Raw genomic sequence first — 25,019 nt, 5'->3', positions numbered from 1 at the left:
AGGAATACTTCTTGCTCCTTGCCTTGGTATTCCGGCGAAAGGAGCAGCCCATGTTCAGACCCAGAAAGAGAAAACCCAGCGAAAAAAAGCAGCGTTCACCGGAATTTTATGCCCGGCAGGCCACCCGCACCGTCCGCAGCCGCACCTTCTGGCTGATGCTGGTCATGGGCATCCTGCTGTTCGTGATCCTGTTTTTCCAGCTGTACCACCTCCAGATCACCCGGCACCAGGAGATGCAGACCCGGGCCCTGGACCAGCAGACCCGCCAGACGGTGGTCTCCGCCTTCCGGGGCACCATCTACGACCGCAACGGCAGCCAGCTGGCGGTGTCCGTGTCCACGGAGACGGTGTTCCTGTCCCCCAAGGACCTGAAGGAGCAGCTGGACGCCGAGGAGGAGCGCCTGGCGGAGATCCGTCAGAAGAATGCCTCCCTGGCGGAGGGGGAAACGCCCCTGTCCGAGGAATCCCAAGTCCACTGGACCTATGATTCCCTGGCTGCCAGTCTCTCCGGGATTCTGGGCGTGTCCCAGGACACCATCCGCTCCTGCATGGACCGCACGGACTCCCAGTATGAGGTCCTGGCCAAGAAGGTGGACGAGGACGTGGCGGACCAGATCCGCCAGCTCATCAACGACACCGATGTCCACGGCGTTTACATGGTGGCCGACGCCAAACGGGTGTACCCCTACGGCTCCCTGGCCTCCCACGTTCTGGGCTTTGTGGGCACCGACAACACCGGCCTGTATGGCCTGGAATCCCGCTACGACAAGTACCTTCAGGGCCAGACCGGCCTGGTGGTCACCGCCAAGGACGAGCGGGGCAATCCCCTGCCCTATGAGTATGAGCAGTATTTCGCCGCCGAAAACGGCCAGGACCTGGTCCTGACCCTGGACGCCAACGTCCAGTATTATCTGGAGAAATATGTGGGCGAGATGGCTGACAAATACGGCGCGGAGCACGGCGCCACCGGCATCGTCATGGACGTGAAAACCGGCGGCATCCTGGGCATGGTGTCCTATCCCACCTACGATGTCAACGACGCCTTCACCGTTCAGAACGACCTGTTCAAGAAGAACCTCACTGACACCTCCGACCAGCTGCTCAAGCAGTGGCGCAACAAGGCCCTGAACGATACCTACGAGCCCGGCTCCACCTTCAAGATCCTCACCATGTCCGCCGCCATGGAGGAGGGGCTCATCAATATGAACACCACCTACACCTGCACCGGCGGCATCCACGTGTCCGACGCCACCATCCACTGCACCGGCACCCACGGCACCCAGACCCTGAAGGAGGCAGCGGCCCACTCCTGCAACCCCGCCTTCATCACCTTCGGCCTGCAATTGGGCAACGAGAAGTTCTATGAATACATGAACGACTTCGGCCTGATGAACGGCACCGGCGTGGACCTGGACGGCGAGGCCACCGGCGTTTTCGCCAGCCCCGAGAACTTCACCCAGCTGGACCTGGCCTGCTACGCCTTCGGCCAGAACTTCAACGTCACGCCTCTGGCCCTGATCGCGGCCCAGGCCGCCTGCGTCAACGGCGGCTATCTGCACACCCCCTATCTGGTGGAGCAGATCGTGGACAGCGACGGCAACATCACCTATCAGCACGACAACACCCCCGTGCGCCAGGTGGTCAGCGAGGAAACCAGCGCCCACGTCCGGGAATGCCTGGAATACGTGGTGTCCGACGGCACCGGCCGCAACGGCCAGGTGAAGGGCTACCGCGTGGGCGGCAAAACCGGCACCGCCGACAAGGGCCAGACCGGCGACCTGGTGGTCTCCTTTGTCAGTTTCGCCCCGGCGGACGATCCCCAGGTCATCATCCTGGTGACCATGGACACCCCCAGCCGCAGCGCCGGCACCTCCGTGTCCGGCGGCAGCATGGTGGCCCCCGTCAACAGCAAGATCATGGCGGATATCCTGCCCTATCTGGGCATTGAGCCCACCTACAGCGCCGAGGAGCTGCTGGGCGCGGATACCACCGTTCCCTATGTCATCGGCAGCTCCGTGGAGGACGCCAAGAGCCGCATGGAATCCCGGGGCTTCACCTGCAAGGTGGTGGGCGCCGGCGACACCATCACGGACCAGACCCCCGCCGGAGGCGCGGTGATCCCCGGCAAGTCCACCGTCATCCTCTACGCCGGGGCCGAAAAGCCCAACACCATGTACACCGTTCCCCAGCTGGTGGGCAAGACGGCGGCGGAGGCCAACGTGGCCGCCACCAACGCCGGGCTCCTGGTGCGGTTCAGCGGTGCCACGCAGACCACCTCCGGCAACATCCGGGTCCTCAGCCAGAGCCTGGAGGCCGGGCAGCAGGTGCCTGCCGGCACGGTGATCACCGTGCAGCTGGGCGACGCCAACATGACAGACTGACGCGGAAAGGAGCGCCCTTTTGTGAATCTGTGGGACCTGCTGACCGGCGTACCCATCCGGTACGCCTCGGCGGACCTGCCCCGGGACGTCACCGGCGCAGGCTATGATTCACACACGATACGGCCCGGCCAGGTGTTCGTGGCCATCCACGGAGCCAACGCCGACGGCCACGATTACACGGCCCAGGCCCGGCAGCGGGGCGCGGCATGCGCCGTGTCCGCCCACCCGGTGGAGGGGCTGCCCTATGTCCTTGTTCCGGACCCCCGCAGGGCCTTAGCCCTTATGGCAGGAAATTTCTTCCGCCACCCGGACCGGGAGCTGTCCCTGATCGGCGTCACCGGCACCAACGGCAAAACCTCCGTGGCCTGGCTGACGGCGGGGCTGTTTCAGGCCCTGGGCATCCCTACGGGCCTGATGGGCACCAACGGCTGCCGCATAGGCGGCGCGGTCCTGCCCAGCCGCCGCACCACCCCGGAGTCCTGGGAGGTGCAGAGCCTGCTGCGGCAGATGGCCGATTCCGGCTGCACCCACGCCGTGATGGAGGTCTCCTCCCACGCATTGGCACTTGACCGGGTCCACGGCTTGGCGTATACTATAGCCGCTTTCACCAATCTCAGCCGGGACCACCTGGACTTTCACGGCGCCATGGAGGACTACGCCGCCGCCAAGGCGGCCCTGTTCCGCCAGTGCCGCGCCGCCGCGGTAAACCGCGACGATCCCTGGACGGAGCGCATTCTCCGGGACTGCGCCTGTCCCGTATATGACTACGGGCTTCACGGAGGCCGCCTGCTGGCAGAGGACATGGACCTCTCCCCTACCGGCGTCCGGTTCACCGCCCGGGAGGGCGAAGTCTCCTGTCCCGTGTCCGTGTCCATCCCCGGACTTTTCACCGTGTACAACGCCCTGGCAGCGCTGTCCATGGCCCGCCTGTCCGGCATTTCCCTGCCGGACGCCGCCGGTGCTCTGGCCAAGGTGCCCGCCGTTCCCGGCCGCATGGAGCCGGTATCGGCCCCGGGGCTGGGCTGCCGCATCTTCATCGACTTTGCCCACACGCCGGAGGCCCTGGCCAAGGCCCTGGAGGCCCTCCGGCCTATGACCCCGGGCCGCATCATCGCGGTGTTCGGCTGCGGCGGCTGCCGGGATAAGGGCAAGCGCCCCCTGATGGGGGCCGCCGCCGGGCAATACGCCGACCTGACGGTGCTCACCTCCGACAATCCCCGCACCGAGGACCCTCTGGCCATCATCCGGGACATTCTCCCGGGGCTCAGCGGCCCCCATCTGGTGATCCCGGACCGCCGGGAGGCCATTTTCCGGGCTCTGGACCTGGCCCGCCCCGGCGACACGGTGATCCTCTGCGGCAAGGGCCACGAAACCACCCAGGAGACAGGCGGCCACCGGCTGCCTATGGATGAAAGACAGATCATTGCAGAATATATAAACGGAAGCTGACCCGCGTCCCCTGCGGGACGGGAAGGAGAGAACATGATGGAAATCATTCTGGCAGGCGTTGTGAGCCTGGTCATCACCCTGGCAGCAGGCAAGCTGCTGATCCCCGCACTGATCCGGCTGAAGGCCGGGCAGAGCATCAAAGAGGTGGGCCCCACCTGGCACAAGGGCAAGCAGGGCACCCCCACCATGGGCGGCCTGATGTTCATCATCGGCATCGGCATTGCCATTCTGATCCTGGGCTGGAAGGGCATGCTGGAGGGGAACTTCACCCACCTGTATGTCTATGTGTTCGCCCTGGTGTTCGGCGTCATCGGCTATATCGACGACTATCAGAAGGTGAAGCACCACCAGAACACCGGCCTCACCGCTCCCCAGAAGTTCCTGCTGCAGCTGGCGGCCGCCGTGGCCTTCCTGTGCCTGATGCGCTACGAGGGTATGCTGAGTCCCAACCTGTATATCCCCTTCTTCAACACCCATCTGGTGCTGCCGTGGGTGGTGTATATGATCTTCGCCGCCTTCGTCATCATCGGCACCGTCAACGCCGTGAACATCACCGACGGCGTGGACGGCCTGTCCTCCAGCGTCACGGTGCCTGTGGCCGTGTTCTTCGCGGTGCTGGGCGGCCTGTGGCAGGGCTTCGGCCAGCTGGGCGTGTTCGCCGGGGCTCTGGTGGGCGGTCTGCTGGGCTTCCTGTTCTATAACCACTATCCTGCCAAGGTGTTCATGGGCGACACCGGCTCCCTGTTTCTGGGCGGCGCGGTGGCGGCCCTGGCCTTTGCCTATGACATGCCCCTGATCCTGCTGCTGGTGGGCTTCGTCTACCTGTGCGAGACCCTGTCCGATATCATCCAGGTGACCTATTTCAAGCTGACCCACGGCAAGCGTATCTTCAAAATGGCCCCCCTCCACCACCACTTCGAAATGTGCGGCTGGAAGGAGACCAAGGTGGTGGCGGTGTTCGCCGCCGTCAGCACCATTTTCTGCGTCCTGGCCTATCTGGGCGTCATGGACCGCTTCGGCGCATAACCTGAAACCTGCTGGAAAGGAGGGAACCGTATGGCCCGCACCAAGAGTAAAAAACGCCTGGTAGGCACCTGGAGCACCCAGCAGCGCCGGGAGGCCATGGAGCAATCCAGGGAAGCGGCCCGGGGCCCTGTGGACCTGCCGTTTCTGCTGCTGACCCTGCTGCTGACGGCTATGGGCATGGTCATGGTGCTGTCCGCCAGCTTCCCCTCCGCCTACTATGAAAACAACGGCAACGGCGCGTACTACTTCGTCCGCCAGGGCATTTTCGCCGTGCTGGGCCTGGCCGCCATGTTCGGCCTCAGCAAAATGAACTATCAGCGCCTGCGGGGCGTGGGCCGTCTGCTGCTGTGGGGCTCCATCCTGCTGCTGGTGCTGGTCATCGTCCCCGGCAACCCCATCGCCATCACGGAAAACAACGCCACTCGCTGGCTGGGCATCCGGGGCACCTTCCTGCGGTTCCAGCCCTCGGAGCTGGCCAAAATGGCCGTGGTCATCTATTTCTCCGCCACCATTTCCAAAAAACGCGAAAAAATGCAGACCTGGAGCCAGGGCATCTGGCCCTATGTGCTGATTCTGGGCGTCATCGCCCTTCTGATGATGCGGGAGCCCCACCTGTCCGGCACCATCCTCATCGTCTGCACGGGCATCGTGCTGATGATCGTGGGCGGCATCAAGGGCTGGCTGATCCCCCTGGGCATCGGCGGCGTAGGCCTGGTGGGCACCCTGTATGTGATCCTGGTGCAAAAGGGCATCCTGCACTACGGGGAAAACCGCATCAACACCTGGCGGGACCCCTTCAACGCCGAGTGGTATCGGGGCGACGGCTGGCAGATCGCCCAGTGCCTCATTGCCATCGGCTCCGGCGGCCTGCTGGGCGTGGGCCTGGGCAAGGGCCGCCAGAAGTTCCTGTACCTGCCCGAGGAGCACAACGACTGCATCTTCGCCGTGATCTGCGAGGAGCTGGGTCTGGTGGGAGCCTGCGTCATCATGCTGGTGTTCGCCCTGCTGATCCTCCGGGGCTTCTGGATTGCCCTCCACGCCCGGGACCGGTTCGGTGCCCTGCTGGTGGTGGGCTTCATGACCCTCACCGGGCTCCAGACCTTTCTGAACATCGCCGTGGTCACGGGCCTGGTGCCCGCCACCGGCATTTCCCTGCCCTTCTTCAGCTATGGCGGCACGGCTCTGCTGTGCCAGCTGGCGGAAATGGGCATTGTACTCAGCGTCTCGCGGCAGATGCCTGCCCCGGAAAACGGATAGGAGGCCCTCTCATGAAAGTGATTTTTACCTGCGGCGGCACGGCGGGCCATGTGAACCCCGCCCTGGCCCTGGCAGGCTATATGCAGAAGCAGGATCCCCAGGTGCAGGTGCTGTTTGTGGGCACCCCCGACGGCATGGAGCGGGACCTGGTGGAAAAGGCCGGTTATGCCTTCCGGGGCATCCCCATGGGAGGCTTCCAGCGCTCCCTGGGCCACGGCGGCCTGGCCCACAACCTGCACTCCCTGTCCATGCTGACCAAATCCCACAGCCGGGTCCGGGCCATCCTCCGGGACTTCCGCCCCGATCTGGTGGTGGGCACCGGCGGCTATGCCAGCTATCCGGTGGTCAAGTGCGCCGCCGGTATGGGCATTCCCACGGCAGTCCACGAGTCCAACATGGTCCCCGGCCTCACCACCAAAATGCTGGAGGGCAGCGCCGACCGCATCATGGTGGGCTTTGAGGAGTGCCGCCAGCACTATCGCCATCCCGACAAGATCGTCGTCACCGGCACCCCGGTGCGGGGCGACTTCTTTGACCTGACCCGTTCCCAGGCCCGGGAAAAGCTGGGCCTCACCGACGGCCGTCCCCTGATCGTGTCCTTCTGGGGCAGCCTGGGGGCCAGCCACATGAACGCCCACATGGAGGATTTCTTCCGCCTGGAGGCGGCGGAGGGTATGCCCTTCCACCATATCCACGGCGTGGGCAAAAGCGGCTATCCCGCCATGACCCAGCGTCTGCGGCAGGACGGCCTGGAGAACCTGGCCGTCCTGGACGTCCGGGAGTACATCTACGACATGGCCCCGGTCATGCGGGCGGCGGACCTGGTGATCTGCCGGGCCGGCGCCTCCACCATCAGCGAGATCACGGCTCTGGCCACTCCGGCCATCCTGGTCCCCTCTCCTTATGTCACCAACAACCACCAGGAGAAGAACGCCCGCATCCTGGAGCAGCACGGCGGAGCCGTGGTGCTGCTGGAGGCGGACGCCTCCGGCGAGGCTCTGTACCGGGCCGCCTCCGGTATTCTCCGTGACCCCCAGCGCCAGGCGGATATGAGCCGCGGCATGGCGGAGCTGGGCATCCGGGACGCCACAAAGCGTCTCTATGACACCGTCATGAGCATCCGCAAGTAACCCCCTGCCCCACCCCCTGCATAGGATAGCGGGAAAAAGCTATGAAAGGCGGGGGCATATGAGCCTGATGATAGAAGGGGGACGCCGCCTGTCCGGCGATCTGACGGTACAGGGGGCAAAAAACAGTGTGCTGCCCATTCTGGCAGCGTGTATTCTCAGCGGGGACGTCTGTGTTCTGCGGCGCTGTCCCCATCTGGAGGACGTGGACACATCCATCGACATCCTGCGGCACCTGGGCTGCGCCGTTCGCTGGAACGGCCCGGACCTGGAGGTGGATTCCTCCACCCTGACCCGCTGGGACATTCCGGACCGGCTCATGCGCCGCATGCGCTCGTCCGTGGTGTTTCTGGGGGCCATTCTGGCCCGCTGCGGCCAGGCGGAGCTGTCGTACCCCGGCGGCTGCGCCATCGGGGCCCGGCCCATCGACCTGCACCTATCCGCCCTGCGGACCCTGGGGGCCTGCATCCGGGAGGAGGGCGGCAGCCTGGACTGCACCGCCCCGTGCCTCACCGGGGCCGAGATCGTCCTGAGCATCCCCAGCGTGGGAGCCACGGAAAACGCCATGCTGGCCGCCATCGGTGCCAAGGGCGTCACCACCATCTCCAACGCCGCCCGGGAGCCGGAGATCGTGGACCTGCAGACCTTCCTGCGGAAGCTGGGGGCCAGCGTTCACGGCGCAGGCACCTCCACCGTGGTAGTGGAGGGCGCGGAGCAGCCCCTTCACAGCTGCTGCCACCGGATTTTAGGGGACCGCATCGCGGCGGCTACATACCTGGCGGCAGCCGCCGCCACCGGCGGAGACGTGTTCCTCCGGGACATCGACTACCGCCACCTGTCCACCGTCACCGGCGTCCTGCGTCAGGCCGGGTGTACCCTGTCCTGTCAGGAGGACGGCATCCGCCTGGTGTCCGACGGACGCCTGCGGGCCGTCAGCCCCATTCGCACCGCACCGTATCCGGGCTTCCCTACCGACGCCCAGGCGGTGGTCATGTCCGCGCTGCTGCGCAGCAGCGGAACCACCGTATTCGTGGAAAACATTTTCGAGAGCCGCTATCACCATGTGCCGGAGCTGGTGCGCATGGGGGCCGACATCCGGCTGGAGGGCCGGGTGGCGGTGGTCTGCGGCGTCGACCGGCTCCAGGCCGCCCGGGTCCGGGCCATGGACCTTCGGGGCGGAGCCGCTCTTGTGATCGCCGGGCTTCAGGCCCACGGCGTCACCACGGTGGAGCACCTCCACCACATCCGCCGGGGCTACAGCGACCTGCCCGGGGACCTGGCCCTTCTGGGGGCCCACATACACACAGAGAACACAGAGGGAGGCGCTTCCGATGACCCAACCCCGCAGACACAGACGCAGCCGCCGGAAACGGCAGGGCAACTTTGCGTTTCTTTATAGATTGCTCACCTTCGTGATGATATGCGGCGCCATTGTGGCGGCCCTGTCCCTGTTTTTCAAGGCGGACCAGATTTTCGTCACCGGCACCTCCCGCTATTCCCAGCAGCAGGTGCTCCAGGCCAGCGGCATCCGCCAGGGCGGGAACCTGTTCCTGCTGAACAAGCACCAGGCCGCCGCCGCCATCACCGACCAGCTGCCCTATGTGGAGTCCGTCCGCATCCGCCGCCAGCTGCCCAACGCCCTGCGCATCGAGATCACCGAGTGCACCCATCCCCTGGCCCTGGAGCAGGATGGGGCCCTGTGGCTGCTCAACGGCAACGGTAAGCTCATTGACAAGCTCCAGCCCGGCCAGGGGGAGTCCTGCCCCCTGGTCACGGGCCTGACCTTAACCTCCCCCCAGCTGGGCCAGCTGGCCGTCCCGGAAAACCAGGACAAGTGGGACCTGCTGCAGCAGCTTTGGCGGCTGCTGCGCGGCAAGGACATGGCCGGGGATGTCCAGTCCATCGACCTGACGGACACCGGCCGCATCACCCTGCGCTATCTGGACCGGTTTGATGTGGTCCTGAAATCCGACGACGATCTGGACTATCGCCTGAACTATCTGGCGGCGGTGATCCAGCGGCTGGACGGCAGCGATCAGGGCACCATTCAGTGGGACAAGGACGGCAAGGCCCGGTTCATTCCCGGCTAAACCGCAACTTTTCCCGGGAAATCATCCCCCGCCCCTTGACGGTTCACCAAAACCGTTATACAATAGAAAAAGCGCGTTATATTGCATACAGCTATCTTTCGATATATACTGGCAGGAGGAACCATCATGGCATTTGAAATGGAAACCGGCCCCGAGAATGTGGTCAATATCAAGGTCGTCGGCGTCGGCGGCGGCGGCAACAACGTGGTCAACCGCATGGTACGCTCCGGCACCAAGGGCGTGGACTTTGTGGCCGTCAACACGGACAAGCAGGTGCTGAACGCCTCCAGCGCCACCTATAAAATCCAGATCGGCGAGAAGCTGACCCACGGCAAGGGGGCCGGCTCCAATCCTGAGGTGGGCCAGAAGGCCGCCGAGGAAAGCCGCAACCAGCTGACCAAGTCCCTGGAGGGCACCGACATGGTGTTCATCACCGCCGGTATGGGCGGCGGCACCGGCACCGGCGCTGCCCCCGTGGTGGCGGAGATCGCCCGCGAGCTGGGCGTTCTCACCGTGGGCGTGGTCACCAAGCCCTTCTCCTTCGAGGGCCGCCGCCGGATGATGCAGGCGGAAAAGGGCATCGAGGAGCTGCGCAAGCGGGTGGACTCCCTGGTCATCATCCCCAACGAGCGTCTGAAATACGCCACCGACCAGAAGATCACCTTCGCCAATGCCTTCGAAATCGCCGATGATGTGCTGCGCCAGGCGGTGCAGTCCATCTCCGACCTGATCCGCGACACCGGCTTCATCAACCTGGACTTTGCCGACGTCACCACCGTGATGAAGGACGCGGGCCTGGCCCACATGGGCGTGGGCCGCGCCGCCGGCAAGGGCAAGGCCGAGGAGGCCGCCAAGATGGCCATCTCCAGTCCCCTGCTGGAAACCTCCATCAACGGTGCTCACGGCGTGCTCATCAACGTCACCGGCTCCATGGACATCGGCCTGGAGGAGGTGGAGCAGGCCGCCAGCCTGGTGCAGGATGCTGTCCATCCCGACGCCGTCACCATCTTCGGCGCCACCTTCGACGAAAGCCTGGAGGACGAGATCCGGGTCACCGTCATCGCTACCGGCTTCGCGGAGAACAAGCCCGAGGAGGCCCAGCCCGCTGCCGCCCAGCAGACTGCCGCCCCGGCGGCCCAGCCCGCTGCCCCCCAGCAGCCCGCCGTCTCCCAGCAGGCCCAGCAGCTCAACGAGTCCGTGGACCAGGAGGCCAGAGCCGCCCGGGAAAGCATCGACCGGGCCTATGAGGATATCTTCCGGATTTTCTCCAAGGACAAATAATCCATAATAACCACAGCGCCCACTCCGTTCCGGAGCGGGCGCTGCTTTTTACCACTTGTTCTCCACTTTTTCCGCAAATCCGATCATATCCCGGACCCGGATCACGGTTCCGTCGTCCAGGGTGGCCGTTCCGGTGAAGTGGCCGAACACCTGGTGCTGGTCGGATTTGATGAGCTTCACGTCCGTGCAGGCGGCCCGGTCCAGAATGGGGACAAATTTCATCTCGAACCGCCCGTCGTCGGAGGTAAAGCGCCAGGGGGACAGGAAGTCGTCCCTTCCCTCCCGCTGGGGGATATGGAACCGCACCTGGCTGAGCTTGTGGGCCTTGCCGCCGTAAAACAGCATGTTCTCGCTGGCGGCGGAGGTATCGCCGAAGCCATAGCCGATGTTCCACCCGAAGGGCACGCCGTCCACCTGACCGGAGGCGCTGCCCCAATACCAGATGTTGTGATAGGTCCACACCCCCCGGCCCCAGTCCAGCACGCCGAAGGAGTCCGCCGGGTCAAAGACGTAGGTTTTCTCCCCCAGCTGCACCTGGCCCCGGGCCCGCATACAGTTGATCTTCTGGTTGAAGTAGAAGCACCCGGGCCTGTCAAAGGGCGTGCAGATGACCATGGACTCCTCCGGCTCCTCCGTCAGGACAATGGACCCGTCTATGGTCTGGCCGTCCAGAAATTTCTCCATGTGAAAGGTCAGCTCCCGGCCCTCCGGCACATGCCGGAACACCAGGGCATAGCCCCTTCCGGAGATAGCGGTGGTGCCCCTGTCCGACGACTCCGGCAGGCCGGTTTTCCCCATGGGAAAGGCCCGCATGGGGCTTTTGGTGCGTTCCCAGCCCTCATTGAAGTGCAGGAACGAAATGGAGTCCAGGCCCATGTACCCGTTGTCGTCGATGGTCAGGGCCACGGCGAAGTGGTCGTTGGCCACCAGGTAATAGTCCCACTCCTTGATCCGGGACGCCGGGGCCTTGATATCCGCCCGGCGATAGATGGGCAGGAGCCGCTTGGCATAGCCCGGCTCCCGCAGATTGCCGCTGCCGTCCAGCAGGGGCCCCGACGTGGTGATCTCATGCTGCATCATAGTGCCCTCCCGTTGCATTTTCTCCATTTTATCACACGCCGCCGCATTTTTCCACAGGGAATCAGCTTGTCAAAAAAGTAATTTTGACAAGCTGAGTGCGGTTTTTCAGAACTTAAAAAGTTCTGAAAAACCTGTGATTGCAAACGAAAGACACCCCTGATGGGTTTCTTTCGTAACTATCTTCCTTTCCGATGGCGGAAGATTTCCGGGTTTTTTGACAGTCTCAGGGACTTCCTTTTTCGCCGGATTTCCTGTATACTGGACCCATCACACAAGGAGGCGACCCATATGACGCAGGAAACCATCCGCCCCGGCCGGTGGCGGCATTTCAAGGGCAATGAATATCAGGTGCTGGGCCTGGCCCGGCACTCGGAGACGCTGGAGGACATGGTGGTATACCGCGCCCTGTACGGTGACGGCGGCCTGTGGGTGCGGCCCGCGTCCATGTGGCTGGAAGCCGTGGACCGGGACGGGTACCGCGGCCCCCGCTTCGTGCGGATCGGGGACTGAGCCATGGACTATGCCGTGGTGCACTCCGGCCGCCGGACCATCGCCATCCAGATCCAGCGGGACGGCCGGGTGGTGGTCCGTGCCCCCTATGCCGCCACGGCGGAGGATATCCGCCGGGTGGTGGACAGCCACCGGGACTGGGTGGAGAAAACCGTCCGCCGCCAGCAGGAGCAGCTGGCAGCCTCCCCTCCGGAGCCCACCGCCCAGGAAATGCAGGAGCTGGCCCGGCAGGGTCGGGAATATCTGCCCCGCCGGGTAGCCTATTGGGCCGCCCGGATGGACGTGATGCCCACCGGCCTGCATATCACCGCCGCACGGACCCGCTGGGGCAGCTGCTCCGGAAAAAACAGCCTCTGCTTTTCCCTGTTTCTCATGCGCTATCCCCCGGAGGCCATCGACGCCGTGGTGGTCCATGAGCTGGCCCATATCCGCCACAAAAACCACGGCCCGGACTTCTACCGCTTCGTGGAGAAAACCCTGCCGGACTACCGGCAGCGCATCGCCCTTCTGAAGCAGCCTCCGGCAATTAAAGTCCCTGAACCAAAATGAGATTTCCCTATTGTGCCCCCCGTCAAAACGTGGTATGATGGGAAAAGAATTCAACAACAGGAGGAAGGAACCATGAACGATACCTGGGATCTGAGTATTCTCTATAAGGGGTTTGACGACCCCGCCTTTACCGGCGACATGGCGGCTCTGGACGCGGCCATCCGGAGTATGAACGACCTGGCGGCCCAGGCCGCCGCCCTGCCCCACGCTGACCTGGTGCACCGCTATGTGGACGGCCAGCTGCAGCTGACTACCCTGATCAGCAAGCTGTTCATCTTCTGCAGCCTGCGCACCAGCGCCAACACCGCCGATAACCAGGCCAACAGCCTGTCCGACCAGATCAGCGCCAAGATCAGCGGCTGCGCCGCCGCCGACTCCTCCCTGCGCCACACCCTGGCCGCCTTCGACGATCTGGACGCCATCATCGACGCCGACCCCGCCCTGGCGGAGTATCGCTATCTGCTGCGGAACATCCGCCGGGACAGCAAGTACCTCCTGTCCGACAAGGAGGAGGAGCTGTTCGCCCGGATGAACATCTCCGGCGCTTCCGCCTGGGAAAGCCTGCGGGATAACCTCACCAGCAGCGTGAAGGTGGAGTACAACGGCGGCGTCACCAACCTGTCCGCCATCCGGAACCTGGCCTACGACCCCGATCCCGCCGTGCGCAAGAGCGCCTATGAGGCGGAGCTGGCCTGCTATGACAAGATCAAGGACTCCGTGGCCTTCGCCCTCAACAGCATCAAGCTGCAGGTCATCAACGAGTGCCAGGTCCGGGGCTACGCCTCCCCCCTGGACAAGGCCCTGTACCAGAGCCGCATGAAGCGGGAGACCCTGGAGGCCCTGCTGGGCGCCATGGACGAGTATATGCCCAAGTTCTGGCAGTATCTGCGGGCCAAGGCCAAGGCCCTGGGCTATGAAAACGGTCTGCCCTGGTACGAGCTGTTCGCCCCCATGGGCAAGAGCGACAAGAAGTACACCACCCAGGACGCCAAGGACTATCTGCTGAACATCTTCGGCGGCTTCGACAGCCAGCTGCACGACATGGTGGAGCGGGCCTTTGACGAGGCGTGGATTGACTTCTATCCCCGCAATGGCAAGGTGGGCGGCGCCTTCGACTGCGGCGTGCCCAGCGCCAGACAGAGCCGCGTCCTCACCAATTTCGACGGCGCCTTCGGCGACATCGTCACCCTGGCCCACGAGCTGGGCCACGCCTTCCACGATCAGCAGGTGTTCACCCACCCCCTGATCTGCCAGGAATACTCCATGCCCGTGGCGGAGACCGCCTCCACCTTCAACGAGGTCCTCACCGTCACCGCCGCCATCCAGGCCGCCGAGAGCAAGGACGAGAAGCTGGCCCTGATCGAAAGCCAGCTGTCCGACGCCTGCCAGATCATCTGCGACATCTACTCCCGGTTCCTGTTCGAGTCCTCGGTGTTTGAGGCCCGTCCCCAGGAGTTCCTGGACGCCGACCGCCTGTGCCAGCTGATGCTGGAGGCCCAGAAGAAGGCCTATGGCGATGGTCTGGACCAGACCTGCCTGCACCCCTATATGTGGCTGTGCAAGGGCCACTACTACAGCGGCAGCCTGAGCTTCTACAACTTCCCCTATGCCTTCGGCGGCCTGTTCGCCCGGGGCCTGTACGCCAAGTACCAGCAGGAGGGCGAAAAGTTCGTGCCTCTGTACAAGGAGATGCTCCATGCCACCTCCGTCAACGACGTGGAGGACACCGCCAAGATTGCCGGCATCGACCTGACCGACAAGGCCTTCTGGCGTCAGGGCCTGCAGTCCCTGGCCGACGAGATCGACCTGTTCTGCGACCTGGTCAAGTAAAAAACAAAAGCATCACGCAAAACCTCCGGCGGGGCCGGAGGTTTTGTGCTGCATTGGGGAATTCACGCGCCCCGCTTCACACACATTTCACGCAATCCTGCTGGCTGACTTTACATTCCTTCCCTACAAAGGGACCGGAGCCGGAGAACGTCACCGTGGGAACGGTAAACGGCCGCACCTATGCCTTTGTCGGCCTGGAGCGCATCGGCGGCGTGATGATCTGCGACATCACCGATCCCTCCTCCGTCGCATTCCGGAACTATGTGAACAGCCGCAATTATTCGGCGGATATCTATGACGACGTATCCCCCGAGGGCGTGATCTTCGTGGCGGCGGAGCAGAACAGCTCCGGAGCGCCGCTTGTCATCGCCTCCAACGAGGTTTCCGGCACGGTCAGCGTAACCGCCCCGGATATGGACGCCCCGGCGGAGGACGATCCCGACCAGCCGCAGCCTCCCAAGGACGAGCCGTCTCAGCCCTCCGGGGATGCGCCGAAGCAGGACGAACCCGCTTCGCCGAAAAACGGCGATGAAGCCAGTCCCGTGCTGTGGACTGCGGTGATCCTCCCCACCGGCGCAGCCATGCTGGGAATGGCCGTCTGCGGCAGAAAGCAAAAGCGCATCCGGGCGAAATAAGCCGCGATTAAACAGGCCCAAATAAAAACCCAGGAGCACGGTGAAAGCCGTGCTCCTGGGTTTTTCTATATGTCTTTCCTCACTTGTTCCGGTCCACCAGCTGGTCCGCCAGGGCGAACAGGAAATCATGGTCCGGCCACTGGGCCACAGCGTCCTTGGCCCTCCGGGTGCAGGCTTCCACCGCCCGGGCGCAGCCCTCCAAGCCGTCTACGTCCACATAGGTGATCTTGCCCTCCTCCTTGTCGGAGCCGATGGGCTTGCCGAACACCTGCTCATCGCCTACCACGTCCAGCATATCGTCCCGGATCTGGAAGGCCAGGCCCAGCTGATCGGCAAATTCCACCGCCTGGGCCCGCATATCCGCAGGCATATCCGCCGCCACGCAGCCAAGCTCCGCCGCACCGGAGATCATCACCCCGGTTTTCAGCCGGTACATGGCCTTCAGCTGCTCCTCCGTCTGGATGCCGTACAGGGTGTCCAGCACCTGACCGGCCACCATGCCGTCGGCGCCACAGGCCCTGGCCAGCACCCGCACCGCCTCCACCCGGCTGCCGTCGGACATACAGGGAGCCTCCGCAATCAGCCGGAAGGCCTCCGGCTGCAAAGCGTCGCCTGCCAGCACCGCCAGGGTCTCGCCGAACTTCTTATGGGTGGTGGGCTGGCCCCGGCGCAGGTCGTCGTCGTCCATGCAGGGCAGATCGTCGTGGATCAGGGAATAGTTGTGTACCAGCTCCAGGGCGCAGGCATAGGGCAGAGCCAGATGCCAGTCGATGCCCCCCAGCCGGGCAAACTCCAGGGTCAGCACCGGACGGATGCGCTTGCCGCCGCCCAGAATGCTGTACCGCATGGCCTCCTGCAGGCGGCCATAGGGCTTGTCCTGGCTGAAAAGCCCCTCCAGATACTGCTCAATGGCCTGCTGATAGGCCGCATATTGCTGCTTGAATTCCATGGTCATTCCTCGCTTGCAAATTCATTTTCGATGGGCGCGCCGTCGGGACCCTTCATCAGCCGCACCACCTGCTGCTCGGCCTTGTCCAGCTCCGTGCGGCAGGCCGCCGCCAGCCTGGTCCCCTCCTCGAACAGGGACAGGGACTGGCTCAGCTGGGCGTCGCCCTTTTCCAGCAGCGCCACGATCTCCTCCAGCCGGGCCATGTTCTCCTCAAAGGTTTTCTTTGCCATGGGTCTCCTCCCCTTCTACTTCCTCCACCCGGCAGCCCAGGGACCCCTGAGCCAGGCGAAGCTCGATTCTGTCGCCGGGCCGCACCTGCGCGCTGCTGCGCAGAATGCCGCCCTCCTCCGTCCGGGCCATGGCATAGCCCCGGCCCAGCACCTTCAGGGGGCTCAGGGCGTCCAGCTTGGCCACGGTCCCGGCAAACCGCCGGGCCTCCCGGTCCCAGTGGGTCCGGGCCGCCGATGTCATCTTGTCCTGCATATAATCCAGCTGGAGCCGCCGGTCCTGAACAAAGGCCAGGGGGTCCGTCAGCACCCGCTTTTCCGCCAGGGCCTTCAGCCGCCTCTCCTCCCGCTCCAGGCGGTGCAGCACGCTCTGGGCCATGCCGTTCTCCGTCCCCCGCAGATACCGCAGCAGCTCCGACATATCCGGCACGGCGATCTCCGCGGCGTTGCTGGGGGTGGACGCCCGCCGGTCGGCCACATAGTCGGAGATGGTCACGTCCGGCTCGTGGCCCACGGCGGAGATCACCGGGATCTCCGAGGCATAGATGGCCCGGGCAACCCGCTCGTCGTTGAAGGCCCACAGGTCCTCCATGGAGCCGCCGCCCCGGCCGGTGATCAGCACGTCCCCCAGCTTCCAGCGGTTGGCGTACCGGATGGCCCCCACGATCTCCGGCGGGGCCTCCGCCCCCTGGACCCGCACCGGCAGCAGCAGCACCTTGGCGATGGGATAGCGCCGCCGCAGGATGCGGATCATGTCATGGACCGCCGCCCCGGCGCCGCTGGTAACAATGGCGATCCGCTGGGGATACGGCGGCAGGGGCTTTTTATGGGCGGGGTCAAACAGCCCCTCCTGCTGGAGCTTCTGCTTCAGCTGCTCAAAGGCCACATACAGGTCCCCCACCCCGTCCGGGGACAGCTGGGTGCAGTACAGCTGATATGCACCGTCCCGGGGGAACACGCTGATCCGGCCGAATACCACCGCCTGCATGCCGTTTTCCGGCCGGAACCGCAGCTTCATGGCGCTGCTTTTGAACATCACGCACCGCAGGGCGCTCTGTCCGTCCTTCAGGGTGAAGTAGTGGTGGCCGGAGGGATAGATCTTATAGTTGGACAGCTCGCCCCGGATGTAAAGTCCCGACAGCTGGGGCGTGCCGTCGATCAGGTCCTTGATCAGTCCGTTGACCTCGGACACGGCGTAAATATGGTCCACCGGCGGCTCTCCTCCTTTCGCACGGCATCAAAAACAAGGCAGGGCTGCCGCGCCCTGCCTGGTGTGGGTCATTCCTTTACTTCCGCCCGCAGAAAGCTGCCCAAGATGCCGTTGATGAACTTCACCACCTCCGGGGACTCATAGCCCTTGGCGATGTTCACCGCCTCGCTGATGGCCACCCCGTGGGGGATATCGGGCATATAGAGGATCTCGAACATGGCCACCCGCATGATGGCGGAGGCCACCAGGGAGATGCGCTCAAAGCGCCAGCCCTTGGCGTACTGCTCGATGTAGGCATCCAGCTCCGCCGCGTGCTCGGCCACGCCGGACACCAGGCGGCGGATGTATTTCTCCTGCTTGTCGTTGGGGGTGTCGGCATACAGGCCGCACTCCTCCGCCCGGGCGGCAAAATTCTCCCGGGAAAGCTGCTGATCCAGGAATTCCTGGATGGGCAGGTCCGTAAAGCTCAGCTCATACGCCAGATGGGTGGCGATCTCCCGTGCCGTATTCCGCGTCATAGTCGTAAATTCCTTTTTTCTCTCTGGATTTGGCCGGCTCAGTCGAAGCTGATGCCGCCCACGTGAACGTTCACCGCGTTGACCTGGAAGCCGGTCATGCCCTCCAGGGCGGCGAACACGCTGCTCTGAACCTTCTGTGCCACCTCGGACACGGCGCAGCCGTACCGCAGCAGGATGAACAGATTCACCACGATGCCCTCGCCGTCCATCTCCACCCGGATGCCCTTGGCGGTCATCTTCTTGCCGGTGACATAGTCGGTGACGTTGGCGTTCATCAGGCCGCCCACGCCCTCCACCTCCAGGCAGGCGGAGGTGGCGATGGAGGCCACCACGTCCTCAGAGATCTGGATGGTACCCATGCTCTCCTGATGGGTCATGTATTCTTTATTATCAGCCATAGCTTGCAAAACTCCTCATTTGTATTCTCAATAGAGTCCCAATATAAGAGTAGTATACCATTTCTCCCCGGGAAATACAACTGTTAATTTGCCTCCATGATCTTGATCTGTTCGGCGGTATAGTCCGTCTCGCTGATGACGATGTCCTTGATGCGGGCGGCATCAGTGGCAGTCAGGCCGCCCTCCGGCGGAGCCACCACCACGCTGACGCTTTCGGCTCCCATGAACACCACGCAGTCGGCATAGCCCTTGGCCGTCACCAGGCTCTCGATCTGGGACTCCGCCACGGTATAGGCCGCCAGCACCTGCAGGGTCTGGGATGCCTCGTTGAGGACGCTCTGTTCGGCGTTTTCATCACTCTCCGCCTCCCGGAGCATGCTGATGGCGTTGTCCCGGGCCTGCTTGCGGCTGAGCCGGGCCGTGGCGAAATAGTCGTCCTCCGCCGGGGCGGCGGTTGGCTCCTGCCCCTTCTCCCCGTCCTGGGAGCTGACCAGAGTGGTCTGACCCAGGGTCTTTCCGGCGTTTTTCTGGATATTGTCAGTGTAGCGCCAGTTCATGTACACCGCCGCGCACACCAGCAGCAGCACGGCCGCCGCCACCGCCGGCTTCTTCCATCTTTTCTTCATATCCGTCCCTCCTGTCATGAATCCCATTGCACCACCGTGATGCGGTCGGCGGGAAGGCCCGTCAGCGCCGCCACCGCCTCCGTCACCGCCAGCCGGACGCCGCCGCTGCCTGCCCCCTGGCACACCACCACGGCCCCCAGATACACCGGATACGTCTCCCGGGTCACCACCACGTCCTGATACCCGCTGCCCCGGTTCAGCGTCACCGGCTCCCGCTGGCGGCGCAGCTCGCCGTCCCGGTCCGTGTCGTCCGCGTCCTCCGCCAGCTCCAGCTCCGGCCCGTTTTTCAGCGTCAGCATCACCTGCACCCGGCCCACGCCGTCCATCCGGCCCAGCAGCTCCGCCATCCGCCGCTCCGTGTCCTCCAGGGAAAAGCTCCCGCCGCCCTCCTGGGTCTGGGCGGCGGTTTTCTTCCCCGGCAGCAGCATCAGCAGAATCCCCGCCAGCACCACCAGGCCCACATATTTGTACTTCTTCCATAAATTTCCAATGTTCCACTTTTTCATACGCTCCTTACCCCAGCCAGTGCTGCTCTGACGGCGGAATGCCCAGGTCCTCCTCCAGGATGGCGGACAAGGCCCGGTTTTCCGCCATGTCCAGCGTCACGCTGCCGGGATACGGGACGCCGTCGCGCCAGGTGACCTCCACCCGGGGATGGCAGCTCAGCCCCAGCTGCGCCGCTTTTTCCGATATATATGCAGCCGTCCGCTGCCGTATGCCAAGCTCCAGCTGGGCCTGGCCCTCCCGGCGGTAGGTTTCGGCTTGCTGTTCCATGTCCCGGCTCAGGTCCTCATACCGCACCGCCAGGTCTGACAGGTCCAGCCCCGCCGCCGGACCCAGCACCGCCAGCAGCAGGATCAGCCCCCCGGTGGCCTTGGCGGCGGCCCGCACCGCCCCCTTGGGCAAAAGCGCATACAGAAGGCTCAGCCCCATGGCCGCCGCCAGGATCCCCAGCAGCCACTGCCGGATCCCGTCCATCATCCGGTAACCACCCCCAGTGCCGACGAAATGGAGATCAGCAGCAGCAGGCCGCAGGCCCCGGTCATGCCGAAGATCAGGCCAAAGGCCCCGCCTAAGGCGTCGATAAGCCCTGTCAGCTGCTCCGCCCCTAAAATGCCCGCCAAAAACGCCGCCGCCTTATACACCAGATATTGCACCCCCAGCCGCACCAGCGGCAGCAGGCACACCGCCAGCACCGCCAGCAGTCCCGCCGCGCCCACGGTATTTTTCACCGCCCCGGCCCCGGCCAGAACGCTGTCCGCCGCGTCGGCCAGGATGCTGCCCACCACCGGCAGCACCCCCACGGCGCTGCGGGCCAGCCGGGCCGTTACCGTATCGGCGGAGCCCGCCGCCGCGCCGGACACCGTCAGATACAGGGTAAACAGTGCCAGCGCCCCGGTCAGCAGCCAGACGGTGCCCTTGCGGATGGCGGTGCTGATCCCCGCCAGCCGCCGCCCCGGCAGCATGGCGTCCGCCGCCGCCGCGGCCACATAGAAATACACCAGCGGCAGCAGCAGCCCCCGGATCAGCGACAGCAGCAGGTCCACAAAGAAAATGGTAGCCACCTGCCGGACGCTGGCGGAGACGATGCCCCCGCTGGCGGCCACGGCGGCGGACAAGGTGGGCAGCAGCGCCTTGGAAAAGGTGTTCAGCTCCTCCACCGTCTCCTGGCCCAGGCCCATCATGGTTTTCACGCTGCCCGCCGCCGCCAGGGTAATGGCCAGCGCCCCGGCCATGGGCACAAAGTGCACCTTGCCCCCGGCGGCGTCCATGCACTCCTCCGTCAGGGCGCACAGCACCGCCGCCGCCAGCAGCACCACCCCGCCGCCGATGCTCTGCCGGACCGCCTCCTCCACATAGCCCAAGGCCCGGTCCCACAGACGGGACAGCCCCTCCGACAGGGACGCCGGGTCCTCCAATTCCTCCGTGATCTCCTCCGCCGCAGCCGGCAGGGCGTCCCGCACCTCCCGGGGAAGCTCCGCCCCCCAGGCCGGCGCCACCAGCCACCATGCCAGCAGCAAAATCACCATACTCTTCCTCATACCAGCGTCCTCAACAGCTCCCATGCCGCCCGGACCAGCGGCAGGGACACCAGCACCGCCCCGAAGGCCCCGGCCGTATCCAGCACCGCCGCCATGGCCCCCTGGCCCGCGTCCCGGCATATCTCGCCTCCCAGCCGGGACACCAGGGCGATGCCCAGGGTCTTTACCAGGGGCGTGAACAGCCCCTCCGGCAGTCCTCCGGCGGCAGCCAGCTCCTCCAGCATGTCCAGCACCTCCGCCAGCCCCCGCAGCAGCAGGACCCCCACCACCGCGCACACCGCCAGTCCCAGCACCGCCGCCGTTTCCGGGCTGTGCTGCCGCAGCACCGCCCCCAGTATCGCCGCCGCCAGGCACACGGCGGCTATCTGCACCACCGTCTCCATGGCTACAGTCCGAACAGGGACTTCACCAGCTGGAACAGGTCGCTGATCTGCCGCACCAGCATCATCATGACCACCACCAGCCCCGCCAGGGTGGTCATCATGGCCTGCTCCTCCCGGCCGCTGCGCACCAGCAGCTGGTTCAGCACCGCCACCAGAATGCCCACGGCGGCTATTTTGAAAATCAGATCCACATCCATGTGTCGTCCTCTATATCAGTAAGATGATGAACAGCCCCGCCCCGGACAGGGCTGCCGCCCACAAAAGCCGCTCCCGCTGACGGCTGTCCCGGCGGCGGCGGTCCGCCAGCTCCTCCAGCCGGTGGACCGCCGCCGTCAGGGCGGAGACGATCCGCTCCTCGTCGCCGGTCAGCTCCGTGTCCCGGAGGATCCCGGCGGCCTCCGGCGGCGTCAGCTCCCGGAAGCCGTCCTCCCAGGCGTCCTGAAGGGGCTGTCCCCTTTCCAGGCCCGAAAGCACCCGGGCAAAGCACCCGCCGCACAGGGACCGCCGGGCCTGCCGCTCCAGCAGCCGGGGCATGGGCCGCCGCAGGCTGCGGATCTCCGCCGCCATCTCCCCCAGGGCCGCCGCCAGCTCCGCCGCCCGGTCCGTCTCCCGCCGCCGGGCCTGTATCTCGCCCCGGCACCACAGGGCCGTCCCCAGCAACACCAGCCCCCCGCCCAGGAGCTTCCCTACCACAATTCCTCCACGATGTACTGCCGCTGCTCCCCCTCCCGGCGGATGGTAACGGCCTTTTCAAATACCCTGGCCTTCAGCAGCTGGGAAAACAGAGGCTTGCGCCCCAGCTCCCGGCGGCCGTCGGCGTGGATGGTGGCCAGAAACCGCACCCCGCAGTGGGCCGCCGCCGCCATGGCGGCGATGTCCTCCCGGACGGTGATCTCGTCCACGGCGATGACCTGGGGATTGGCCGCCCGCAGCAGAATGGGGATCCCCACCGCCTTGGGGCAGGCGTCCAGCACGTCCGTGTGCCGCCCCACCGCCATCTGGGGCACCCCCTGATACATGACGGCGATCTCCCCCCGCTCGTCCACCACGGAGACCCGGTGCTCCGGCAGTCCTCCCACGCCGTCGGACAGGCCCCGGATCAGATCCCGCAGCAGGGTGGTTTTCCCCAGCCCCGGGGGAGACAGCAGCACGGTGCTGCAAAACTGCCCCTCCCGGAACAGCTGAGACAGCACCTCGTCCCCCAGGCCCGGCTGCTCCCGGCCGATGCGCACCGTCACCGACGAGATGTCCCGCAGGTTGGTGTTGACCCCCTCCCGCAGCACCGCCGTGCCGCACACGCCCACCCGGAAGCCGCCCCGGGCGGTGAGATAGCCCCGGCTCAGGGTCTCCCCGGCGGCATACCGGGAATAATCCGTCACCGCGTCGCACAGCTGCTCCAGGTCCGTCTGGGTCACGGTGGGGCTCTGTCCCCCCTGTCCCGGCGTTATCTCCCCCTCCGGCAGCAGCACCGTCATGGGGCCTCCCGCCCGCAGGCGCAGCTCCTCCGCCCGGGCCATCTGCCGGGGCGGCAGCTGCCGGGCCTGCTGCTGCCACCGCAGCGGCAGCAGCGCCGCCGCCTGCTCATAGCGCCGGATGGCATAGCTCTCGTCCATGTTCCACGCTCCTTCTTGTGTGATGGTCCAATGTATGCAGGCTCGTCCCGGGATATACCGGCAAAAGGACCCCCGGCATTGCGCCAGAGGTCCTTCGCAGATTTTCGCTTATTCCTCGCCGTCCCGCTCCCGGAACAGCAGCGTGATGCACCACAGGCCCGCCAGCCCCACCAGGGCATAGATGACCCGGCTCACGGCCGCCAGCTGGCCGCCGAACAGCCACGCCACGCAGTCGAAGGCGAAAAAGCCCACGCTTCCCCAGTTCAGCGCGCCCACGATCACCAGGATCAGCGCAATGCGGTCTATGATCTTCAAAGAGACTCCCTCCCTTTTTCCCGGAATATATGCCTTATCATGCCCGCCCCGGGCCGGGATATACAAAAAATTTTTGCCAGGCTGAAGATTTTTCTAATTTCTGCCGTTTCGGATTGCAATCCGGGGCGGGAATATGTATAATAGGGCATATGAGCGAAACCTACCGAACCTTTCGGAACAAAAGAGGAGGAGTTTTTTCATGAACAAGAAATTCGAGAAGCTGGGTTTCTACCCGGCTGACATCCTGCTGCCCAAGGATCAGGACATGCGCAAGTGGGCCGTGGTGGCCTGCGACCAGTTCACGTCCGAGCCGGAATACTGGCAGGCCGTGGAGCAGACCGTGGGCGACGCCCCGTCCACCCTGCGTCTGATTCTGCCGGAGGCCAACCTGAAGGCCCCCAATGTGGACGAGTACATCGCCGACATCAACGCCTCCATGGATAAGTACCTGGCTGACGGCGTGTTCCAGGTGCTGCCCGAGTCCCTGGTGTATATCGAGCGCCAGCAGTCCGATGGCCGCATCCGTCACGGCCTCATCGGCATGGTGGACCTGGACGCCTACGACTTCACCCCCGGCTCCGGCGCCCTGATCCGCGCCACCGAGGGCACCGTGCTGGACCGCATCCCGCCCCGGGCCCGGGTGCGCCGCAACGCCCCCATCGAGCTGCCCCATGTGATGCTGCTGATCGACGACCCCGAAAAGACCGTCATCGAGCCCCTGACCGCCGCCTCCGGCGAGATGGACAAGCTGTATGACTTCGACCTGATGCAGAACGGCGGCCACATCCGCGGCTATAAGCTCACTGATCGCCAGGTCAACGCCGTGGCCGACGCCCTGGAGGGCCTCACCACCGACGAGGCCATGCAGAAGAAGTACGGTGTCTCCGGCGTGGCTCCCCTGCTGTTCGCCGTGGGCGACGGCAACCACTCCCTGGCCACCGCCAGGGCCTGCTACGAGGAGCAGAAGAAGGGTAAGACCCCCCAGGAGTACCTGGCCCTGCCCTCCCGCTTCGCCCTGGTGGAGGTGGTGAACAACCACGACGACGCCCTGCAGTTTGAGCCCATCCACCGGGTGCTGTTCGGCGTGGACCACGAGAAGTTCATGAACGCCTTCCGTGCCGCCTATCCCAACGCCTACGAGGGCCAGGGCAATGGCCACACCATCGAGTTCGTCTGGAACGGCGAAAGCCACTTCATCACCGTCCCCGATCCCAAGGTCCAGCTGGCCGTGGGCACCCTCCAGGGCGTCATCGACCAGTACCTCAAGGACAACGGCGGCGAGGTGGACTATATCCACGGCGACGACGTGACCCGTGAGCTGGGCTCCAAGCCCGGCAACATGGGCTTCCTGCTGCCCGCCATGGGCAAGGAGCAGCTGTTCAAGACCGTCATGGCCGACGGCGTGCTGCCCCGCAAGACCTTCTCCATGGGCCATGCCCAGGATAAGCGCTACTACATCGAGGCCCGCAAGATCGTCAAGTAACCTTCCCCTATAAGCAAAACAGCGGCCCGGACGCATGCGT

General features: G+C 64.9%; 28 protein-coding genes. 13 read left to right on the top strand and 15 right to left on the bottom strand.

Going from position 1 to position 25,019, the window contains the following annotated elements; genetic code table 11:
* Window positions 1–50: 50 nt before the first annotated feature.
* The 8 genes from LKD37_RS05055 to ftsZ all read left to right on the top strand — a co-directional run bounded on the left by LKD37_RS05055 (window position 51) and on the right by ftsZ (window position 10,611).
* The gene (locus tag LKD37_RS05055; protein WP_302928191.1) at window positions 51–2,381 is read left to right on the top strand and encodes a penicillin-binding transpeptidase domain-containing protein; all 2,331 of its coding nucleotides are present in this window, start codon (window positions 51–53) and stop codon (window positions 2,379–2,381) included.
* A 21-nt stretch (window positions 2,382–2,402) separates the two neighbouring features.
* On the top strand, window positions 2,403–3,830 hold the full coding sequence (locus LKD37_RS05050; RefSeq protein ID WP_302928190.1) for a UDP-N-acetylmuramoyl-L-alanyl-D-glutamate--2,6-diaminopimelate ligase: 1,428 nt from the start codon (window positions 2,403–2,405) through the stop codon (window positions 3,828–3,830).
* Window positions 3,831–3,863: 33 nt separating this feature from the next.
* On the top strand, window positions 3,864–4,856 hold the full coding sequence (gene mraY / locus LKD37_RS05045) for a phospho-N-acetylmuramoyl-pentapeptide-transferase (protein ID WP_302928189.1): 993 nt from the start codon (window positions 3,864–3,866) through the stop codon (window positions 4,854–4,856).
* Window positions 4,857–4,886: 30 nt separating this feature from the next.
* Window positions 4,887–6,113: an FtsW/RodA/SpoVE family cell cycle protein gene (locus LKD37_RS05040; protein ID WP_302928188.1), complete on the top strand. Its 1,227-nt coding sequence runs from the start codon at window positions 4,887–4,889 to the stop codon at window positions 6,111–6,113.
* Between the two features lie 11 nt (window positions 6,114–6,124).
* Entirely contained in the window at window positions 6,125–7,243 is a 1,119-nt protein-coding gene (gene murG, locus LKD37_RS05035) for an undecaprenyldiphospho-muramoylpentapeptide beta-N-acetylglucosaminyltransferase (RefSeq protein WP_302928187.1), read from the top strand.
* 58 nt (window positions 7,244–7,301) lie between these two features.
* Window positions 7,302–8,639, top strand: coding sequence for a UDP-N-acetylglucosamine 1-carboxyvinyltransferase (gene murA, locus LKD37_RS05030; protein ID WP_302928186.1), 1,338 nt, complete (start codon window positions 7,302–7,304; stop codon window positions 8,637–8,639).
* Window positions 8,572–9,330, top strand: a complete 759-nt coding sequence (locus LKD37_RS05025; protein ID WP_302928185.1) for a cell division protein FtsQ/DivIB — start codon at window positions 8,572–8,574, stop codon at window positions 9,328–9,330. The genes murA and LKD37_RS05025 overlap by 68 nt, the downstream gene beginning before the upstream one ends.
* A gap of 126 nt (window positions 9,331–9,456) precedes the next feature.
* Window positions 9,457–10,611 carry a cell division protein FtsZ gene (gene ftsZ, locus LKD37_RS05020; protein ID WP_302928184.1) on the top strand — a complete coding sequence of 385 codons (1,155 nt, stop codon included), beginning with the start codon at window positions 9,457–9,459 and terminating at the stop codon, window positions 10,609–10,611.
* A gap of 48 nt (window positions 10,612–10,659) precedes the next feature.
* On the opposite strand, the gene LKD37_RS05015 is transcribed toward ftsZ, so the two are convergent.
* Window positions 10,660–11,718, bottom strand: coding sequence for a DUF2804 domain-containing protein (locus LKD37_RS05015; protein ID WP_302928183.1), 1,059 nt, complete (start codon window positions 11,716–11,718; stop codon window positions 10,660–10,662).
* 261 nt (window positions 11,719–11,979) lie between these two features.
* Here LKD37_RS05015 and LKD37_RS05010 point away from each other — a divergent pair, with 261 nt between their 5' ends.
* The 4 genes from LKD37_RS05010 (at window position 11,980) to LKD37_RS04995 (ending at window position 15,215) form a co-directional block, all read left to right on the top strand.
* On the top strand, window positions 11,980–12,201 hold the full coding sequence (locus LKD37_RS05010; RefSeq protein WP_302928182.1) for a DUF1653 domain-containing protein: 222 nt from the start codon (window positions 11,980–11,982) through the stop codon (window positions 12,199–12,201).
* A 3-nt stretch (window positions 12,202–12,204) separates the two neighbouring features.
* Window positions 12,205–12,750: a M48 family metallopeptidase gene (locus tag LKD37_RS05005; RefSeq protein ID WP_302928181.1), complete on the top strand. Its 546-nt coding sequence runs from the start codon at window positions 12,205–12,207 to the stop codon at window positions 12,748–12,750.
* 72 nt (window positions 12,751–12,822) lie between these two features.
* Entirely contained in the window at window positions 12,823–14,580 is a 1,758-nt protein-coding gene (locus LKD37_RS05000; protein WP_302928180.1) for a M3 family oligoendopeptidase, read from the top strand.
* 53 nt (window positions 14,581–14,633) lie between these two features.
* On the top strand, window positions 14,634–15,215 hold the full coding sequence (locus LKD37_RS04995; RefSeq protein WP_431833230.1) for a choice-of-anchor I domain-containing protein: 582 nt from the start codon (window positions 14,634–14,636) through the stop codon (window positions 15,213–15,215).
* Between the two features lie 79 nt (window positions 15,216–15,294).
* Here the strand turns inward: LKD37_RS04995 and LKD37_RS04990 are convergent, their stop codons facing one another.
* From LKD37_RS04990 to LKD37_RS04925, 14 genes are all read right to left on the bottom strand, one after another.
* Window positions 15,295–16,164, bottom strand: coding sequence for a polyprenyl synthetase family protein (locus LKD37_RS04990; RefSeq protein WP_302928178.1), 870 nt, complete (start codon window positions 16,162–16,164; stop codon window positions 15,295–15,297).
* Window positions 16,165–16,166: 2 nt separating this feature from the next.
* The gene (gene xseB / locus LKD37_RS04985) at window positions 16,167–16,394 is read right to left on the bottom strand and encodes an exodeoxyribonuclease VII small subunit (RefSeq protein WP_302928177.1); all 228 of its coding nucleotides are present in this window, start codon (window positions 16,392–16,394) and stop codon (window positions 16,167–16,169) included.
* The gene (gene xseA, locus LKD37_RS04980) at window positions 16,375–17,601 is read right to left on the bottom strand and encodes an exodeoxyribonuclease VII large subunit (protein ID WP_302928176.1); all 1,227 of its coding nucleotides are present in this window, start codon (window positions 17,599–17,601) and stop codon (window positions 16,375–16,377) included. The genes xseB and xseA overlap by 20 nt, the downstream gene beginning before the upstream one ends.
* A gap of 68 nt (window positions 17,602–17,669) precedes the next feature.
* A complete protein-coding gene (gene nusB, locus LKD37_RS04975; RefSeq protein WP_302928175.1) occupies window positions 17,670–18,119 on the bottom strand; it encodes a transcription antitermination factor NusB in 450 nt (149 codons plus the stop codon).
* A gap of 38 nt (window positions 18,120–18,157) precedes the next feature.
* Window positions 18,158–18,517 (bottom strand): Asp23/Gls24 family envelope stress response protein, encoded by a 360-nt coding sequence (locus LKD37_RS04970; protein WP_302928174.1) that lies wholly within the window; start codon window positions 18,515–18,517, stop codon window positions 18,158–18,160.
* Between the two features lie 83 nt (window positions 18,518–18,600).
* Window positions 18,601–19,143, bottom strand: coding sequence for a SpoIIIAH-like family protein (locus LKD37_RS04965; RefSeq protein WP_302928173.1), 543 nt, complete (start codon window positions 19,141–19,143; stop codon window positions 18,601–18,603).
* 14 nt (window positions 19,144–19,157) lie between these two features.
* Window positions 19,158–19,649 carry a SpoIIIAG-related protein gene (locus LKD37_RS04960; protein ID WP_302928172.1) on the bottom strand — a complete coding sequence of 164 codons (492 nt, stop codon included), beginning with the start codon at window positions 19,647–19,649 and terminating at the stop codon, window positions 19,158–19,160.
* Between the two features lie 7 nt (window positions 19,650–19,656).
* Window positions 19,657–20,124 (bottom strand): hypothetical protein, encoded by a 468-nt coding sequence (locus tag LKD37_RS04955; RefSeq protein ID WP_302928171.1) that lies wholly within the window; start codon window positions 20,122–20,124, stop codon window positions 19,657–19,659.
* Window positions 20,121–21,173 (bottom strand): stage III sporulation protein AE, encoded by a 1,053-nt coding sequence (locus LKD37_RS04950; protein WP_302928170.1) that lies wholly within the window; start codon window positions 21,171–21,173, stop codon window positions 20,121–20,123. Before LKD37_RS04950 ends, LKD37_RS04955 begins: the two co-directional genes overlap by 4 nt.
* 8 nt (window positions 21,174–21,181) lie before the next feature.
* Window positions 21,182–21,568: a SpoIIIAC/SpoIIIAD family protein gene (locus tag LKD37_RS04945; RefSeq protein WP_302928169.1), complete on the bottom strand. Its 387-nt coding sequence runs from the start codon at window positions 21,566–21,568 to the stop codon at window positions 21,182–21,184.
* Window positions 21,569–21,570: 2 nt separating this feature from the next.
* A complete protein-coding gene (spoIIIAC, locus tag LKD37_RS04940) occupies window positions 21,571–21,765 on the bottom strand; it encodes a stage III sporulation protein AC (protein ID WP_022177936.1) in 195 nt (64 codons plus the stop codon).
* A 10-nt stretch (window positions 21,766–21,775) separates the two neighbouring features.
* The gene (spoIIIAB, locus tag LKD37_RS04935) at window positions 21,776–22,261 is read right to left on the bottom strand and encodes a stage III sporulation protein SpoIIIAB (protein WP_302928168.1); all 486 of its coding nucleotides are present in this window, start codon (window positions 22,259–22,261) and stop codon (window positions 21,776–21,778) included.
* A complete protein-coding gene (locus tag LKD37_RS04930) occupies window positions 22,255–23,181 on the bottom strand; it encodes an AAA ATPase domain-containing protein (RefSeq protein WP_302928167.1) in 927 nt (308 codons plus the stop codon). Before LKD37_RS04930 ends, spoIIIAB begins: the two co-directional genes overlap by 7 nt.
* Before the next feature lie 108 nt (window positions 23,182–23,289).
* Window positions 23,290–23,490 carry a DUF378 domain-containing protein gene (locus tag LKD37_RS04925; RefSeq protein ID WP_302928249.1) on the bottom strand — a complete coding sequence of 67 codons (201 nt, stop codon included), beginning with the start codon at window positions 23,488–23,490 and terminating at the stop codon, window positions 23,290–23,292.
* A 205-nt stretch (window positions 23,491–23,695) separates the two neighbouring features.
* On the opposite strand from LKD37_RS04925, the gene LKD37_RS04920 reads away from it, so the two are divergent.
* The gene (locus LKD37_RS04920; RefSeq protein ID WP_302928166.1) at window positions 23,696–24,979 is read left to right on the top strand and encodes a DUF1015 domain-containing protein; all 1,284 of its coding nucleotides are present in this window, start codon (window positions 23,696–23,698) and stop codon (window positions 24,977–24,979) included.
* The last annotated feature ends 40 nt before the right edge of the window (window positions 24,980–25,019 follow it).

The organism is Brotocaccenecus cirricatena (assembly GCF_020687045.1).
Taxonomy (GTDB): domain Bacteria; phylum Bacillota; class Clostridia; order Oscillospirales; family Oscillospiraceae; genus Vescimonas; species Vescimonas cirricatena.
The sequence above is the reverse complement of the archived record's forward strand: the minus strand, read 5'-3'. Positions and strand labels throughout refer to the sequence as shown.